Genomic DNA, 17018 nt, shown 5'->3' on the forward strand with positions numbered 1-17018 from the left:
GTACTCCTCGAGATGGTCGGTGACCAACCGCACCGCCCGGGCCTTGAACTCCTCGTCGTACTTCTTCGGCATGATGCGAACAACCTTCCCTCGAAAGAAGGTGTGCATCAAACCCGGGGTGGTTCAGGTGGCGAGTCCCCGTTACTGAGTCCACCCGGTTCTAGAGTCGGGTTTGTTTGATCCGGATTCAGTTGATCTGGCAGGCCATCGGGGTGTGGGTGTGCCTGCATGCCGCAGCGTACTCGGCCGGGGTTCGGTAGCCCAGGGCTGAGTGCCGGTGGCGGTGGTTGTGGTCGTGCTTGAAGTCGCCGATGACCACCCGGGCTTCGAGCAGGGTGTTCCAGTGGTTGCGGTTCAGGCACTCCTTTCGCAGTCGGTTATTGAACGATTCGATGTATCCGTTGTTCCACGGAGTGCCGGGCGGGATATAGACCATGCCCACCTTGTTCTCACAGAACTGTTGCAGCGCTTGGGAAATAAACTCCGGCCCATTGTCCATCCGCAGCACTCTCGGCGGGCCACCGGTCGCGGCGAACACGGCTTGGAGCTCATCGACGAGCCGGTCGGCGGTGATCGAGCGCTCCACCAGGTTCAGCAGCGAAACCCGGGTGTGCTCGTCGATCATCGACGCGATCTTGATCGCCTTGCCGTCGACGGTCGAGTCGTACTGGAAATCAATCGCCCACACCACATTCGGCGCATCGGCGACGATCGCCGGGATCGACGACACCCCGGCCCGCTTGCGCGGGCTGTGCACCCGCACCTGCAAGCCCTCCTCGCGCCACAGCCGGTGGACCTTCTTCTTGTTGACCTCACGGTGCTCGTCGTAGCGCAACGCCGCCCAGGCACGCCGAAACCCATGACACGGGTGTTTCGTGGCATAGGCGCGCAGCCAGGCCCTCATTTCAGCGTCGGGATCCTGTGGCGTCTGGGCCAGCGGCAGCCGGCGGCAGGTGGAACGGGCCAGCCCAACGGCCTTGCACGCCAACCGCTCCGACATACCCAACACGTCCTTGAGCATGTCCACGGCGCGGCGCTTGGCAGCTGGGCTCAGAATTTTCCCTTCGCGACCTCCCGCAGCGCGTCCTTTTCCAGTTCGGCATCGGCCAGCAGCTTCTTGAGCCTGGCGTTTTGCTCGCGCAGCTCCTTGAGCTCCTTGGCGGCGTCGGTGTCCATCCCGCCGTAGGTGCGCCGCCAGTTGTACAGCGTGGCCGGCGACACCTCCAGCTCGGCGGCGATCTGCTCACCGGTCTTGCCCTCGGCAGCCAGCTCATCCGCGCGGCGCAACTTGCGCACGATGTCCTCCGCGGAATGCCGCTTGCGACCAGCCATGTGTTTCATCGTCCTTTCCGGCCCGACCTCGGGCCACAGGACTCTAAAACAAGCTGGACTCACTCAGTGGGAACACGCCACCGGCACCAGTCGTTGTCCGCGTGGGCGACTAACGCAGGCCCGTTGTCGATGCGCACGTACGGCGCCCCATGTGTTTCGACCAATTGGTCGAGGATGTCGACGACTCCGTCGGCGTTGATGGCGCGGTCGACGTGGATCGCCAGGGCTTCGCGGGCGAACCCGTCGATGACGTTGAGCATCGTGATGGTGCGCCCGCCGGCGGTGGTGCCGAACCGGAAGTCCATCGCCCGGATCAGATTCGGACGGTTCGGGGACATCGCCCCGACCACGGTCCGGTCAGGCGTTCCTTCTTGCGGCGCTGCGGGACCCGCAGGCCCTCGTCGCGCCACAGCTGGCGGACGCGCGCTGCAATCGCTGCTCGTCGCCATAGCCCCAGCGGGGCCGATCGGTGGAGGATTTCCGCAGCCAGGCCCACAGCCGGGCTTCCTCATCAGTGGTCGGCGGCGGCGCGAGGCGCATCGTGGACCGATGCAGGCCCACCACCGCACAGGCTCGACGCTCCGAGATCCCGAATCGCTCACACAACACCGTCACGGCGCTGCGCTCGTTGGCCTTCATGCCGCCGTACTGGGCCACCCAGCGGGATGAAGGCCTCTGGGAAAAACTCCACACCACGCTGCCGAAACTTCCTCCGTCGAGATTCAGATCGTCAAATCTTGGCGGAGGATCGACGAGAGTGCCTCGAGAGGGATATGGGTTTGAACGGCCCCGCCGTCCATCGACCACACCAACTGGTTGTGTGGCATCGGGTTCTCGCGCGACATCGGTCGATCAGGCATGAAAAGAATCAGTTCACTCGATGTCAACGCAAATGCTCGGTAATTCTCTGAGTAGCCTGAGCCATCAACCTGCGGTTCGAACCGGTCGACGATGAAAGGGTATGCGCCGACAACGTGTGGCGGCCGTGCCGTGGCGAGCGATTCTTCGAGAAACGGCCGGGCCAGGGGCGGTAAGGCCGTGAGCGGGTCGATTCCGGGCTTGAACAGGTCGGCAAGCGATAGTTGATTGCCGGCGCCGAGGTCAAAAACGAAACTCCTGACAGCATTGTTTGCGTTGTTGCCTACGGTCTGCTGAGTCTCGCGAAATACGACGGACCGCAGAGCTCGATGGGAGTGCGCGCTGTAGTCTATTGAGACATCGCTAGCACGAACCATGCTCGAACCCGCTGTGCGCCAGGACAAGACGCGATCACGCAAATACGCTACGATTGGTGGCCCCATGTGCGGATGGCCGACCAGGTCTTGTGGAACCACAACTTTCAGAGCGAGGACAGCTTCCCGTTGCGAACGAATGAAGGTCGTACAGTTGTCGTCCTGCGCTTCCCATTGGCCTCCGAACACCGCGTTGCACAGGGTGTCGGCGTGAGCTGATGATGCGCCGGCAAGCGCAGTGACGCATGCAATAGCGAGCGCGATCCGTAAGCCAGTTGTACCCATTGCGCTACTTGATATCCACTTTGCTTGCGAGCCAGCGGTTATCGATGCGTTCGAGAACGATCGTAACCCGGCTGCGGTCGATCCGCGGCTCTGGGTTGACTGCATTGCTTATTGATTGATCTATGAAGAGGAGCACTTCCACCTTGTCAGGGGTGACTGACTTGACCGCTGAATCCACGACCACGCCGTGGCTTACAGCTTTGTTGTCGATAAGCAACTGCCGAAGTTGGGCAGCCGACTGGGTGTAAAGATCCTTGAACTCGCCAGTTGCACCCTGGAGTACCTTCGCGTAGTTCTCATCGACCTTGGCGCTGTCGATACTCGTCAGGGTAACCCCATAATCATTGGCAACTGCGAGTGCTTCACGACCCGTCGCGACTAGATCGTGTTGGCGTTTGACCTGCCACCCAAAGAAAGCCGCCGTGCCCACTGCGAGGAGCAGCGCCACTAGCAACACGGCGCCGATGAGGGTCGTCCGGGAACCCCGACCAAGCCGACTCTCGGTAGCAGGGTCGTCTAGGTCGACAGATTGGTGTTGATCGTCGGGATCGTCCGTGGGATCAACGCCTGTCACCTCATCTGCATCGTGGTTCTCGGGTGATTGATCGACGTCCTTGTCGCCGGAACTATGCTCATTCTCCTCACAGTCGTTGCTCCCGTTGATCTGATCGAACACATCCTTGGTTCTGGTCCGGCTGAACATCGTGCCTCCTATGCGTCTTACTTCGGCGGTGGCGCCAGGTTCTTGGGCGGCCCACCATAGGGTGTCGGGATAGTGTTGGGCCCCACGGGTGCTGGGTCGGTGGTTGCGAGGGGATCGTGGCCTGGCGGTGGCCGATCAGTGTCGTCGCCGGGAGGCCGCGGCGCATTGCGCGCGCCCCGAATAAGTACCGCGGGATCAGGATTATTGCAGTACGTATACCTGTACGGCTCGGGAAAGTCCGCCTGTGATGGGGGACGTCGCGGCAGGTTGTAGTCGCAGGAATAGCGTGGGTAGGGGTCGACGATCTCCCAGACTCCTCCATCGCGGAAAGTCGACGCTACCGCATCGATCACCGAACCCCGTTGCTCCAGTGGCGGGAACAGAGCTTTGAGCGCAGGTACCCTCACATAGGACAACTGCGCGACGGTGGTCAGGTTGCCGAGCAACTGGACCATGGTTTCGGAGTTGTCCGCAATGACAGCGTCCAGCGCGGTGAGTGGCCGACTTCCCGTATCGACCAATTGACGGTAGCCCCCCTCCATCCGGTTGGCTCCCGCTACGATTTCACGGACGTCCGTCGCCGTTTCGAGCAGCTCGGAATCGGCGTCGGTCACCATCGTGAAAATCGTACGGCTATTGCGAATGACCCGAATGGTTTCTGGGAGGACAGAATCCAGTGTCGAAATGAGGAAAATTCCGCCATCGAAGATGGCCGAAAGCTTCTCCGGTCCTGCCGCCCCTACGCCCATCTCCTTCGTCATTGCTGAGAGCTTCGCTGGATCAAGCTGTGCAAGAAGGCCTTCAGCGTCTGTCACCAGACGATGAAACTGCACGGGGATGTCAGTCTGAGTTGCGCTGACCGTGTCGCCGTCACGAAGGAACGGCCCGGTACCGTTTGCGGGCCGGATGTCTAGGTACTGCTCGCCGGCGGGAGAAAGGCCGGAGACCCGGAATGCCGCGTCCTTGGGAATCTGGAGGTCTGGGTCGATCTCGATCTCGGCTACCACTCCATCGCCATCGACTTGTACAGCAAGGACTTTGCCAATCTGGACGCCCCGCAGTGTCACATCTTGACTGGCGAGGAGCCCGCCTGACTCTGACAGCTGAATGCGGAGACCAACTGTCGCGCGGACCGGATTGTATCCGAACGTACCCAACGATATGTAGCCGAAAGCAGCAGTGAGAGTGAGGAACAGGCCCGCAAGAGCGACCGCTGTACGGCGGGCGCGTATGGCTTGCACTGAGTCGACGGCGGCACCGGCGCATCGCTGGAAGATATTGGGCACGCTCATCGCTGAGGCCCGTAAATTCTATTCAGCAAGAGATTCCATTGATACCGCAAACTACCGATCATCGCGTGCCAGTCGGTGCCGTCCGGACCGTGCGTCATCGGATCGCCTGGATAGTTCATATCTGGTAGAGCGCCAAGTGCGATCTGTTCTACGTCCCCTGCGGCATGGAGGTTGGCGCCGGAGGTCAGCTTGAGAAGCCTTGGGACGATTCGATTGAAGGTCGTCAGCGACGTGTTGGGGTCGATGCTTGCGTCGTTGAATGCGTCACTCAGCCTATTCAAGTCGGCAATGAGGCTGCGGGAATCAGTGCCTTGTAACGCCGGAAATCGCGATAGTTGCCGCGTAGTGCGGGCGACAGAACCGATCAAAGTCACGATCTGATCGCGGTTATCGGCGATGACTGCGATCGCTGGATCTGCAGCTGCGAGCGCAGCATTGATCGTGTGCTGACGTGCGGACAAGCTAGACGCCAGTTCGGATGTGCGGTGCAGGGCCTCTGTGATCTCATCTGAGCGTGCGTTGAGTTGTGCAATCAATCTGTTCGACTGATGGAGCAGGTCGGCGATCTTCGTGCCACTGTCTCCGACGGCCGAGCCGGCGCCGTTGAGGATGTGGGTTAAGCTGCGGATCACCCCGCCATTGACAAGCACAGCAGCTGAACTGAGCAACTCCTCGACGGTGGCACCAGCCGATGTTGCAGCCAAGGGAATGATGTCTCCGTCGGCCAACGGTGTGCTAGCCGACCGTTGGTCCGGATGAGGCTGGACTGCGACGAAGAGATCGCCGAGGGGCGTGGCCGACCTAAGCTCAACGGTTGCGCCGTCGTAGATCGAGACGTCCTCACGTATGCGCATAGTTACCTGCGCGGTGAACTCCTTGGCTTGAATCTTCTCAACCTCGCCGATGTCAGCGCCACCGACCTTCACCTTCGCATGAGCCGGCAAGTTTAGTGCATTAGTGAAAACCGCAGTCAACGTGTAGGTCTCGCCACCTACTGAAGGAGAACTCAGCGGGAGGCTTTCTAGTCCGGACGAACAACCGGACAAGACCGCGATCACCCCGATAGACAGTACGTTGCGATAGCGGCGAGTTACGTGGGTGCCCAGCAGAGACGTCATTTCTCCACTCCCGCCATGAGTTCCAGCATTCCGGTGAGGCCGAAATCCGGTCCGTAGTCGCGGAGTGTGCCTGTGGCGCAGCCGAGCTGTTTGAGGCCGATGAGATTACACATTTCTTTGCTGAGCTGGCTGTCAAAGAGAATCTTGTCGGCGAGGGCGTGCAGTCGGACGGCGCCATTGTCGGCGTCGATGGCATTCCAGACGTTGTCGAGTGTCATTGGCGCGAGGTTGAAGAACTCTGCGACCTCACGTTGGTAGTCGACCAGTGCTTGGGTGATGGCCCTTGAGTCGGCGGCAGTCGTCTTCAGTCCGTCACGTCTGGATTCCAGTACCGATGCAACTTGCATCAGAATTTGGTTGATCTTGGAGCCCGTCGTGCCAGTGCCTAGGCTTTCGTCGGCCAGTATGTCGCTGAGCTGGTGCACGTTTGATCCGAACTCTCGGATCGTCTGCTCGTTCTCTACGGCGGATTGCGTGAGCATGTCGAGGCTGGTGGCAATCGTATTAATGTTCTCTTTGGTGCGGGCCCCGTGATCGGTCTCGAGCCGTAGGGCTGATGACAGTTCGCTCAGCGTGCTCTTGAGATCCTCACCGTTGTCCGTCGCGATCTGCGCGCCGACATTCACCAGATCGGCCAACGGCCCAGAGCCCTCGCCGTTTCCGCGGAGGGCGACTGCTAGCCGGTCGATCATGGCAAGTGTCCTGTCGAATTCCACGGGAGTACGGGTACGCCCGAGGCCGATGACGTCTCCGTCGCCTAGCTTCGGACCTCCGCGATAGGGGGGCGTAAGTTCAACATGTCGGTCTGTGAGAATCGACGTGGACACAGTGACTGCCTGAACATCAGCGGGTATGTCGATCCCGTCGTCGAGCACGAGCGTGACTTCGACGGAATCACCCTTCGTCGTGATGCGGTCAACATGTCCGACCTGCATACCTAGCACAGCAACGGTGTTGCCTTCGTAAAGCCCGATCGCGTCCTCGAAATGAGCGGTCACCGTGATTGGTTGGGTGCCAGCGCGGTTGGTTATCAAAGTCGTAGCAACGGCGAGGGCGGCGGCAATCACGGCAGTGAGCCAGACCAATGTCCTTCTACTCATGCGCAATCCTCGAAATACTCGACCAATCCGAATTGCTCGGCACGGCCGCTGATTGCGCACATCCATGAGTCGATGAGTGGGCCGGATGAAAATGTTCCATCGATTCCGGTGCCACTGCCCGTAGCGTTGGCGATGTTACGCATGGCGATCGGGAGGGCCTGCAGTGTATTGCGGAACAGCGCGTCATGCTCGGCGATCATTCGCGTGAAGTCGCGCACACTGTCTAGCATTTCGTTGAGAGCGTGCTCGTCCGTCAGGATTCGAGATAACGTGTGCGCCAAGGCAGTCGTGCCTTCGAACAGTCGTTCAATGGCCGCGCGACGAGTCGTGATCTCGCCGATCAGGTCTCGACCTTGCAGGACGAGCATCCCCAGATTGGCCTTCTGGTCCCTGATTGTTGCGGCGAGCTTGTCGGTGCTGGAGAGTAGTGTGCCAATCTGACCCCGCCGATCGGAGATGATGCGGGATAGCGACTTTAGATTCCGCAGTGCGTCAGGCAACGCTTGAGGAAGACCGTCAAGGCTGCGCGACACAGTGGTCATTGAGTTGGCGATTTGATCGGCATCAACCTGATCGAAAGTCGTTGTGGCATCAGCTAAGGCAGTCTGTAGGTCATAAGGCGCCGACGTATTGGAGAGAGGGATCGTGTGGCCTTGGAGGCTGCCCGAACGTCCGGGAGTCAACTCGATGTAGCGGGACCCCAGTAGGGTAGTGAGTTTGATAGCCGCCTTCGTATCGCTGCCCAGGTAGACGCCCTTGTCGATCGACAATCTCATCTCAACCCGATCGCCGGCCAACGTGAGGGCATCGACATGGCCGACGGAGATACCGGCGATGGTTACCTGGTCGTCCTCGCGTACAGAGGCTGCTTGAGCGAATTCGGCACGATATATCGTCTTGCCGAGATTCAGTGCGCCCGTTAAGGCAACTGCGCCCACTACCGCAACCATGACGACCAGTGCGACCGTGCCGATGGCAATCTTGTTGTAGTCCTCAATGGGGCGCGTGAGGCTTAGGCGCCCGAGTGCTCGTCTGATGATCATTCTGGACCTACCTGCAGATCGGGGTGTTCTTGATGGTGTTGCCGGGGGTCGCAGCTCGCACGATTCGAGGGACGAGCCGACCGAGGAAATCGAAGATCGTTATATTTATGTCGCACGCATACACGTCGGCGTAGGCACCGGATTGCATAGAGCGAGCGACACCTTTCAGCATGGCTGGCAAATTTGCGCCGAAGTATGAGAACCGCTCACGAGCGTCGGCGGTGAGGTGTGCGGAGAGGCCGGGCTCTCGTGCCATCATTGCGCTGAGGTCTGGCTGTATGCTGGCCGATATCGCCCCAAGTCTGTTCACAGTTGTGGCGATAGAACCGACCGCTGCAGCCAAATCTGCGCGCCGGTTCCCCAGCCCTACCATCAACTCGCGGGTATGGGTGATGATCGATTGAAGATTGGCGTTTTGGTTCGCCAGCATGGTCATCGTGTTATTCAGATTGGCGATGACCTCGCCCAGGAGCTGATCGGGGCCAGCGAACAGCTCAGCCAGAGCGGATGTCTGCGTGATCAATGTAAGGACCGAGCCACTATCCCCTTGCAAAGCTTGAATAATTCCGTTGGTGAGATTTTCTACTTGACTCGGATCGAGCAGTGCGAAGAGCGGTTCAAATCCACGCAATAGGTGAGTAATGTCAAATGATGGCTCGGTTTTCTCGACGGGTATCTGACCATGATTACCGAGGATGCGCCGACTATTGTCCTGGCCAGGAGACAGGCCCATATAACGCTGTCCGACGATATTTTGGTAGGTGACGGATGCAACGGTGTCGGTGTAAAGGGTTTGCTCCCGCTGGACGCGGAACGTTACTTTTGCCAGGGCATCTTCCTCCAGTGAGATTTCATCTACACGGCCGACGCGTACACCCGCGACTCGAACGTCATCTCCAGGATGTAGGCCTGCGACATTCGTGAATATCGCCGAATAGGTAGCGACTGGCCCGCTGACCTGGCGCAGCAACGTCACAGATACGAGCCACGTGGCCGATATGCACAAAACCAGAAAGATGACAAGACCGATCGATGACTTTCGGATGCTCAATCTTCTACCTTCCTGTGTCCGGAGTGATGTGTACCGCCGCGCCCCGCAACACCGGTCCGAGTAGAAGTTGAACTGCCGAATCGGCCTCGCGGCCTACTACTTGGCTCAACTGGGAGTTCTCGGCGACGCTGCCGACCGGGCCGACACTCCCTCCGTACTCCTGTTCGTAATTCTGTGGCAGCCCGAACGTTTCGGACGAGGCCTCCTCGGGCTTATCAGAAGGAGTCGTAATCACTGTTTCTGGGGCCGATGCTTCCGTGGGCGCGAGCGAACTGCCGGGATCTGAGATTGGCGGGCCAGGGGTGGGGTGAGCGCTCGGAGGAATCCCGCCAGGTACGTCGCCGGCGTGCCGAACCGAATCACGCGGTGGAGCAAGATTCGGTCGATTCTCCGTGATCCCATTCGGTGGTGGGATTCCCATTGATCCTAATGCCGGCAACAGATCGGGCGCAGTCGGTACCTCTGGCGCTGTTTGACAACTTGGCCCCTCGAGTTCTCCGTAACGGGGGCAATCAGCGCGGACGTATTGTCGGAAAGGCGCCAGACTGACGATTACCTTGATGACGTAGTTGTGTCTTTCGGTGTCGTAATTGGCCTCGACGCGTTCGGCCATTCTCGTCATCCTGGTTGCGATCGGTGTGAATTCATCGGAGTTGTCGGCGAGCGTGCCGATAACAGGGGTCAACTGGGTGGTAATGGCAATAAGGCGGTCGGTGTGGTTATCGAACGCCTCACCAAGTGTTGTAGTCGTATTGGTGCCTGCCGAGATCAAGTTAGTCAGCTGAGATCGCGTTTCGGTCAGTGCACGCATGGGTGCGATCGCCTCGTCGAGAGCGTCGCTCAGAACTGGCTCAGCTTGTCGTAGCGCATTGGCCGCAGTCGCGAGTGCCGATATGGTGGTGGGGTCATTGTTATCGCCGACAACATTATTCAGCTGCGTAACAATGTGGTGGAGGTCGCTGCCCGCCGCACGGATGCTACTGCCGCGGCTTTCGGCCGCGCCGCTGAGAGCTGCGAGCACACCGATGGTGTTGTCGTTGTCATCTCGGCTCACTGACTTGAGTAATTCGCGAACTTTGGTTAACAAAGACTGGAACAAAACCGTGGGTAGGGTGTGATCCTCGCGTATCACTGAGCCAGAGCGCAGCGGAGACAGGTCCAGCCCGTTCGAGACCAATTGCACCGACGAAACCGCGAAGACGTTGGACGGAACAACTCGCGCCGTGACCGTGTCGGGGATGCTGGATGCATGATTGGGTTTGAGGTTGATTCGAACAATGTACGGTCGTCCTACGCCGGAAAGCTCGACGTCGCTAACTTCGCCTACAAGTACGCCTCGAAACTTGACATCTGACTTCGCAGGAAGACCGTCGCCCACGTTCATCAGCTCAGCGGTCACACGAACTATGTTGTCAAGCCTGCCTTGAGACTTCATGAGACACAACGCGATGACGCTAGTGATGACGGTGAGAAAGCAAACTCCCGCGACGAACAGACGCCGATTGGATGGGCCGCGGGAGTCAGTGTCGAAGGAGTTTGTCACGCTACCCTCCGAACCTGGCGCCAGAGTCGACGCTCCAAAGCGCCATAGTGAGAAGCATGTTCACGATGATCACGACAGTGATGCTGGCGCGCATCGCCCTCCCGGCGGCGACACCGACGCCGGCTGGGCCACCGCTCGCGTAGTAGCCGTAGTAGCACTGCATCGTGGATGCTGCGAAGACAAACACCACGGCCTTGATCACGGCAAAGAAGACGTCGCGTCCGCTTGCAACCAGATTGAAGTAGTGCATATAGGTACCGACAGAGTGGTCGCTTACCGCCGCCGCAACCATTTCAGCCGAAAGGTAAGCCGCCGCAAGACATACGAGAAATAGCGGAACGGCGGCTGTGACAGCCGCGGCCACTCGGGTTGTTACCAGGTATGCAACTGAGTTGATGCCAAGGGTGTCAAGGGCATCGATCTCCTCGTTGATGCGCATTGCGCCTAATTGTGCGGTAAATCGACAGCCTGCCTGGGTCGCGAATGCCAACGCGATCATCACAGGCGCCAGCTCTCGGGTACCGACAAACGAGGAAATCAGCCCGGTGGCTGGGCCCAGCCCAAGCAGATTCAAGGCGTTGAATCCCTCTACGCTGATCAGCGCGCCCGCTGTGGCGCCCAACACGATCGCAACGCCTATGGTCCCGCCACCGACCACAATCGAGCCGTTGCCCCAGCTGATATCGACCAGTACCCGCGTGAACTCTTTTCGATAGCGGCGCACGACAAGGGGGATCGATAACAGGATGTTGCGGAAGAAGTAGCTGATGTGGCCAGCTTTTGCCACGACCAGTCCTGCGACGAGCGCGGAGCTTGCCACCATCTGCGTCCCTGGCGGGCGGAACCGGGTGGGTGCCGTCATGGGCTAGAAACTCGCTTTGGGGAAAACGATGATATACAGCTGGGTCATGACCACGTTGACAGTCATCAGTAGCAGTATCGACTCGACGACTGCTGCGTTCACCGAGTTGGCGACTCCGGCGGGCCCACCGCGAGTGCTCAAGCCTTTGTGGCAACTCACGATCGCCACAATGGCGCCGAAGACCACGGCCTTGGCGAGCGCCAACAGCAGGTCGCCGATCGTTGCGAACGAGGAGAACGTCGCGACAAAAGATCCCGGCGTGCCGTTTTGCATGTAGACGTTGAATGTGTAGCCGGCGAGGAAGCCTACAAAGCTGGTTAAGCCAGTCAGTGCTATTCCCACAATGATCACAGCCGCAAAACGCGGAACTACCAGGCGGTGGATCGGCGAAACTCCCATCACCGTCATCGCGTCGATCTCTTCACGCATCGTTCGGGATCCCAGGTCTGCGCAGACTGCCGAACCTACCGCGGCTGCCAACAAGACAGCTGCAACGAGTGGCGCACCTTGGCGGATGACTGCGAGCCCTGTGGCAGCTCCCGCCAGCGACGTTGCGCCCACTTGTCCTGCCAACAAGCTGAACTGGATCGCCAGTGTTACACCGATCGGAATCGTCACGAATATTGTTGGGACAAAGGCTGTTGAGGCCATGAATGCGGCCTGCTGTATGAACTCTCGGAACTGGAAGCGGCGAGCGAGTGCATCGGTGAACAAGCACTGAACAGTGCGCACCGCTAGTACGGCCTGTCCGCCCAATGTCCCCAGCGACATCAACGGGTGGGACGCAATGTACCTGCGCGCCCCATCCGCAACCTCGCCTATGGCATCGCGGGTTCCCGTTGTCGCGGAGCCGGATTCGGAGATTGTCATCGGAAGCCGCAGCGTAGACCAAACGGGGTGGAAGTGAACATTGTTGGATCCTCCTGATTGCTACGCGGGGCATCAATGCCTGCGCGTCGGGGACGTCCGCGAGACCAATTGCCCGAGTACCGACCGTGCGTACGGTTAGTATGCACAGGTGCTGTTGGGCATGCAAGCGTTACGGCAAATATCTACATGCTGGAACCGCCGCGACTTTGATCCGCCTCGGCGGGGGTGAATGCTGTCGACCTCTTGGCGAGTCCCCGTTACTGAGTCCACCCGGTTCTAGAGTCGGGTTTGTTTGATCCGGATTCAGTTGATCTGGCAGGCCATCGGGGTGTGGGTGTGCCTGCATGCCGCAGCGTACTCGGCCGGGGTTCGGTAGCCCAGGGCTGAGTGCCGGTGGCGGTGGTTGTGGTCGTGCTTGAAGTCGCCGATGACCACCCGGGCTTCGAGCAGGGTGTTCCAGTGGTTGCGGTTCAGGCACTCCTTTCGCAGTCGGTTATTGAACGATTCGATGTATCCGTTGTTCCACGGAGTGCCGGGCGGGATATAGACCATGCCCACCTTGTTCTCACAGAACTGTTGCAGCGCTTGGGAAATAAACTCCGGCCCATTGTCCATCCGCAGCACTCTCGGCGGGCCACCGGTCGCGGCGAACACGGCTTGGAGCTCATCGACGAGCCGGTCGGCGGTGATCGAGCGCTCCACCAGGTTCAGCAGCGAAACCCGGGTGTGCTCGTCGATCATCGACGCGATCTTGATCGCCTTGCCGTCGACGGTCGAGTCGTACTGGAAATCAATCGCCCACACCACATTCGGCGCATCGGCGACGATCGCCGGGATCGACGACACCCCGGCCCGCTTGCGCGGGCTGTGCACCCGCACCTGCAAGCCCTCCTCGCGCCACAGCCGGTGGACCTTCTTCTTGTTGACCTCACGGTGCTCGTCGTAGCGCAACGCCGCCCAGGCACGCCGAAACCCATGACACGGGTGTTTCGTGGCATAGGCGCGCAGCCAGGCCCTCATTTCAGCGTCGGGATCCTGTGGCGTCTGGGCCAGCGGCAGCCGGCGGCAGGTGGAACGGGCCAGCTGCGCGTAGGTTGGGTAGCAGGTGTCGGTGGACTGGGAGGTCGGCGGTCTCCGGCAGTAGTTCTTTGAGCATTGCAACAGATATGGTGTGGACTAACCAGCGCCATTGTTCATCTGTACGGACCCATACGCCGACGTTGGCGCTGTGGCCCTTGTCTCCACTACGGGCACCGGCGATGGTGCCGAGTGGGAGGCGCAATGTCGGCCCGTGCACCAATCGGTCTGGAAGCGGTGGCTGTTCGGTCGCAATAAGCTCGCGAGTGTGACTAGCAGGGGCGATATCAACGCGGTTCCCGTTGGCGTGCACGGCGGAATGTCGGACCAAACTCGCCTTCACGGAGGCGGCGGTGAACCTACCGTATGCTTGGCTGTCGCTTGGGGGTGCGGTGACATGAAACCCTGGGTAGCTCGCGAGACCGAGTTCTATTGCGGTGCCTGTGAATGCGCGTCCCACGTTGGCAGGATCGGAATCTCGAACAATGCAGTGCAGCAGGGCGCTCGCTGTCTCCTCGGTGTCCGCGTTCAGATGGTCGGTTCGGGCTAACGTCCACTCGAGTTCTGCTGGTTTGATCGGAAGCGCAGCTTCAAGTTGCCGACGGACCAATTGGCCCTTTGCCTCGATGTTCAGTCCGGTGAGCACGAACGTCACCGCATTGCGGTATCCGGCGATGTCATTGACAGACACCTTCAATGTCGGCGGCGGCGGTTCCCCTTTCGCTGCCGAGATCGCCACCCGGTCTGGACCGTCTGGAGCGAGAGTCACACTGTCTATTCGCGCGGTCGCGTCGGGATTGGCGTAACGGCCGCCGGTGATCTCGTAAACCAGCTGGCTCGTCACCGTTCCGACACTGACCTCACCTCCCGTGCCAGGATGTTTCGTGATCACCGAGGAGCCGTCGTCATGAATCTCCGCTATGGGAAAGCCGGGGTGCCCCATGTCGTCGATACTGCCGAAGAATGCGTAGTTGCCGCCGGTTGCTTGTGCACCACATTCGATGACGTGCCCGGCAACGACTGCCCCAGCAAGTTTGTCGTAATCCGTTTTACCCCAGTCAAAGTGCGCGGCAGCAGGCCCCACCGTGAGTGAGGCGTCGGTAACTCGCCCCGTTACCACGATGTCTGCTCCGGAGTTCAAGCACTCTACGATGCCCCAAGCGCCAAGGTAGGCATTGGCCGCGAGTGGAGAACCCAACCCGAGCTCGGCTGCGCGTGGCAGTAGATCGTCACCCTCTACGTGCGCGACTGCCACCGGAATGCCGAGATCATCGCTGAGCGTGCGTATTGCGGTGGCTAGACCCGCGGGATTGAGTCCGCCAGCGTTTGTGACGATACGGACGTTGTTGTCTTGAGCCAGCCCTAGGCAGTCTTCCATTTGCCGCAGAAAAGTCTTCGCATAACCGCCGCCGGGGTTTCGCGCCCGGTCGCGAGCTAGAATGAGCATGGTCAGTTCGGCGAGGTAGTCCCCGGTGAGGTAGTCGAGCTCACCGCCGGTGAGCATCTCGCGCATCGCGGACAGTCGATCACCGTAGAAGCCCGAGCAGTTGCCGATTCGAACCACACCGGGGGCTCGCAATCGGGGCAGGGCGTCGTCTTTCTGATGCACCGGCCGATTCGCCATCCAATCAACTCCTCAACGGGGATTCAACGGTGTCCGAGTATTACACTGACCGCGCGTACGGTCAATAGCGCTCCATCTGCATCTCGGCGCTGATCGGTGATTCATCTCGATCGGCCCGCGCCTGACCCTATTCTGGCTGTGGCGAATGACCCCGTAGGGCAAGGAGATTTGAGGACATCGTCAGCATCGATACCTCAGACGTTAACCAGTCGGTGCTGCGGGGTGATGATGTGCGCAGAGCTGCGGACGCTCGTACTGCGCATCATGACCGTACAAACGGTTAGTATCGATAACTCAAGGCATGGATGAAGGAGTTGGCATGGCGCTCGGGATCGGTGAGTGGATAACGAGACGTGCATCGCGCACGCCTAATCGGATCGCCCTCGTCGATGGAAGGGAGGGAACCGAGTTCACATACGCAGACCTCGACCGGCGTTCGGGGATCCTGGCCGAGATGCTCCGTGCCTCGGGGGTTCGGCGAGGTGATCGAGTAGCGCTCCTGATGGGCAACTCGACAACGTTTCTTGAGCTGCTTTTTGCCGCGGCGAAGCTTGGCGCCGTGACCGTTCCCATCAACTTCCGTTTGTCGGAGGGTGAGGTCGCGTACATCCTTGATAATTCCCAGGCGTCGATTCTCTTCCATGACTCTTTGCGAGAACGCCTGGCCCGCGAGGCGGCCGCGGAGATGCAGACATCGGCTCCGACAATAGTCGATGCCAGTGAAATCTCCCTACGAGTTGACGTATCGGTTGACGCCAGTTGTTCTGGGGGTAGTGAGCCTGCGAATCCGCATGATCTTGCTGTAATCATGTACACCTCGGGCACGACGGGCAGGCCCAAGGGTGCCATGCTCACTCACGGCAACTTAGAATGGAATGCGGTGAATATGCTAACCGCGGGCAAAGGCATAACCGGTACCGACGTCACGGTAACCGTTGCCCCGCTGTTTCATATAGGCGCGTTGGGGCTATTCACTCTTCCGCTTCTGTACGCGGGTGGAACGGTGATCGTGGAGGAGCAGTTCGACGCCCCACGAGTCCTAGAACTTTTGGCACAAAAAGGCGTCACCGTACAGTTCATGGTTCCGACAATGTGGGCGGATCTGGCGGCGCTGCCCGACTTCGGATCACATAACCTTGAAAACCTCCGTTGGCTCCTCAGCGGGGGCGCGCCCTGCCCGCTTCCGCTGATCGAAACTTATGGAGCGAAAGGTCTGCTGTTGTCGGAGGGCTACGGTATGACCGAATTGTCTCCGGCCGCCCTGATATTGGAGGAAGAATTCGTCTTGACCAAGGCCGGCTCCGTGGGACGCCCGTTCCTCCACGTAGAGACTCGAATCGTCGACGACTTCGACCGTGACGTGCGTCAAGGTGACGTGGGCGAGCTCATTTTTCGCGGACCCAATGTATGCGCCGGATACTGGGGTCTCCCGGACGCTACAGCAGAAGTGATATGCGGCGGTTGGTTTCACAGTGGCGATCTCGCCTTCGAAGGCGACGACGGATTCATCACACTTGTCGACCGCAAGCATGACATGATTATTTCAGGTGGCGAGAATGTGTACCCAATTGAGGTGGAACAGATCCTCAATCAGCATCCGTTTATTTCGGATGTTGCAGTGATAGGTATACCGCACGATCGGTGGGGTGAAACCGTGCTGGCGGTTGTCGTGCCAGTAGGGCAAACAAATATCACTGAACAAGAGGTAATCCAATTTTGTCGCGAACGTATCGCCGGCTACAAATGTCCCCGCCGGGTCGAATCGGTCATCGAGCTGCCAAGAAACGCGACCGGGAAGATTCTCAAACGTGAGCTACGGAAGATGTTTGGCGTCTCTGAAACCGCTGTTATACGCTGAATTATCGTACGGATTTGCCTACGTTGGC

At 59.5% G+C, this 17018-nt stretch carries 13 protein-coding genes and 2 pseudogenes; 1 reads left to right on the top strand and 14 read right to left on the bottom strand.

All coding sequences use genetic code 11. From position 1 onward, the window contains the following. Positions 1–187: 187 nt before the first annotated feature. From BKG60_RS25640 to BKG60_RS25710, 14 genes and pseudogenes are all read right to left on the bottom strand, one after another. A protein-coding gene (locus BKG60_RS25640) for an IS3 family transposase (RefSeq protein WP_120765035.1) occupies positions 188–1332 on the bottom strand; the annotation gives its coding sequence in 2 pieces (ribosomal slippage) (positions 188–1065 and positions 1065–1332; 1146 coding nt in all). 77 nt (positions 1333–1409) lie between these two features. Beyond that, positions 1410–1995 (bottom strand): annotated as a pseudogene (locus BKG60_RS32605) (DDE-type integrase/transposase/recombinase); the annotation flags it as partial. Positions 1996–2054: 59 nt separating this feature from the next. Then, positions 2055–2849, bottom strand: coding sequence for an RsiV family protein (locus BKG60_RS31780; RefSeq protein ID WP_070946929.1), 795 nt, complete (start codon positions 2847–2849; stop codon positions 2055–2057). 4 nt (positions 2850–2853) lie between these two features. Continuing rightward, positions 2854–3552 (bottom strand): hypothetical protein, encoded by a 699-nt coding sequence (locus tag BKG60_RS32610; RefSeq protein ID WP_070946928.1) that lies wholly within the window; start codon positions 3550–3552, stop codon positions 2854–2856. A gap of 17 nt (positions 3553–3569) precedes the next feature. Next, entirely contained in the window at positions 3570–4844 is a 1275-nt protein-coding gene (locus tag BKG60_RS25665) for an MlaD family protein (protein WP_083339421.1), read from the bottom strand. Further along, on the bottom strand, positions 4841–5962 hold the full coding sequence (locus tag BKG60_RS25670; protein WP_070946927.1) for an MCE family protein: 1122 nt from the start codon (positions 5960–5962) through the stop codon (positions 4841–4843). Before BKG60_RS25670 ends, BKG60_RS25665 begins: the two co-directional genes overlap by 4 nt. After that, entirely contained in the window at positions 5959–7062 is a 1104-nt protein-coding gene (locus BKG60_RS25675) for an MCE family protein (RefSeq protein ID WP_070946926.1), read from the bottom strand. The genes BKG60_RS25670 and BKG60_RS25675 overlap by 4 nt, the downstream gene beginning before the upstream one ends. Then, entirely contained in the window at positions 7059–8105 is a 1047-nt protein-coding gene (locus BKG60_RS25680; protein ID WP_070946925.1) for an MCE family protein, read from the bottom strand. Before BKG60_RS25680 ends, BKG60_RS25675 begins: the two co-directional genes overlap by 4 nt. Before the next feature lie 7 nt (positions 8106–8112). Beyond that, positions 8113–9156 carry an MCE family protein gene (locus BKG60_RS25685; protein ID WP_070946924.1) on the bottom strand — a complete coding sequence of 348 codons (1044 nt, stop codon included), beginning with the start codon at positions 9154–9156 and terminating at the stop codon, positions 8113–8115. 4 nt (positions 9157–9160) lie between these two features. Then, positions 9161–10555: an MlaD family protein gene (locus tag BKG60_RS25690; RefSeq protein WP_242671646.1), complete on the bottom strand. Its 1395-nt coding sequence runs from the start codon at positions 10553–10555 to the stop codon at positions 9161–9163. A gap of 145 nt (positions 10556–10700) precedes the next feature. Next, positions 10701–11561: an ABC transporter permease gene (locus BKG60_RS25695; protein WP_070946923.1), complete on the bottom strand. Its 861-nt coding sequence runs from the start codon at positions 11559–11561 to the stop codon at positions 10701–10703. A 3-nt stretch (positions 11562–11564) separates the two neighbouring features. Continuing rightward, complete coding sequence (locus BKG60_RS25700) at positions 11565–12431, bottom strand: MlaE family ABC transporter permease (RefSeq protein ID WP_070946922.1); 867 nt, start codon at positions 12429–12431, stop codon at positions 11565–11567. A gap of 303 nt (positions 12432–12734) precedes the next feature. Next, positions 12735–13592, bottom strand: coding sequence for an IS3 family transposase (locus tag BKG60_RS25705; protein WP_165617856.1), 858 nt, complete (start codon positions 13590–13592; stop codon positions 12735–12737). Then, a pseudogene (locus BKG60_RS25710) lies at positions 13516–15132 on the bottom strand (acyclic terpene utilization AtuA family protein); the annotation flags it as partial. The pseudogene BKG60_RS25710 and the gene BKG60_RS25705, both read right to left, overlap by 77 nt. A gap of 319 nt (positions 15133–15451) precedes the next feature. Here BKG60_RS25710 and BKG60_RS25715 point away from each other — a divergent pair. Next, entirely contained in the window at positions 15452–16990 is a 1539-nt protein-coding gene (locus tag BKG60_RS25715; protein ID WP_070946934.1) for an acyl-CoA synthetase, read from the top strand. The last annotated feature ends 28 nt before the right edge of the window (positions 16991–17018 follow it).

It is taken from the genome of Mycobacterium syngnathidarum (genome assembly GCF_001942625.1).
GTDB classification, from domain to species: domain Bacteria; phylum Actinomycetota; class Actinomycetes; order Mycobacteriales; family Mycobacteriaceae; genus Mycobacterium; species Mycobacterium syngnathidarum.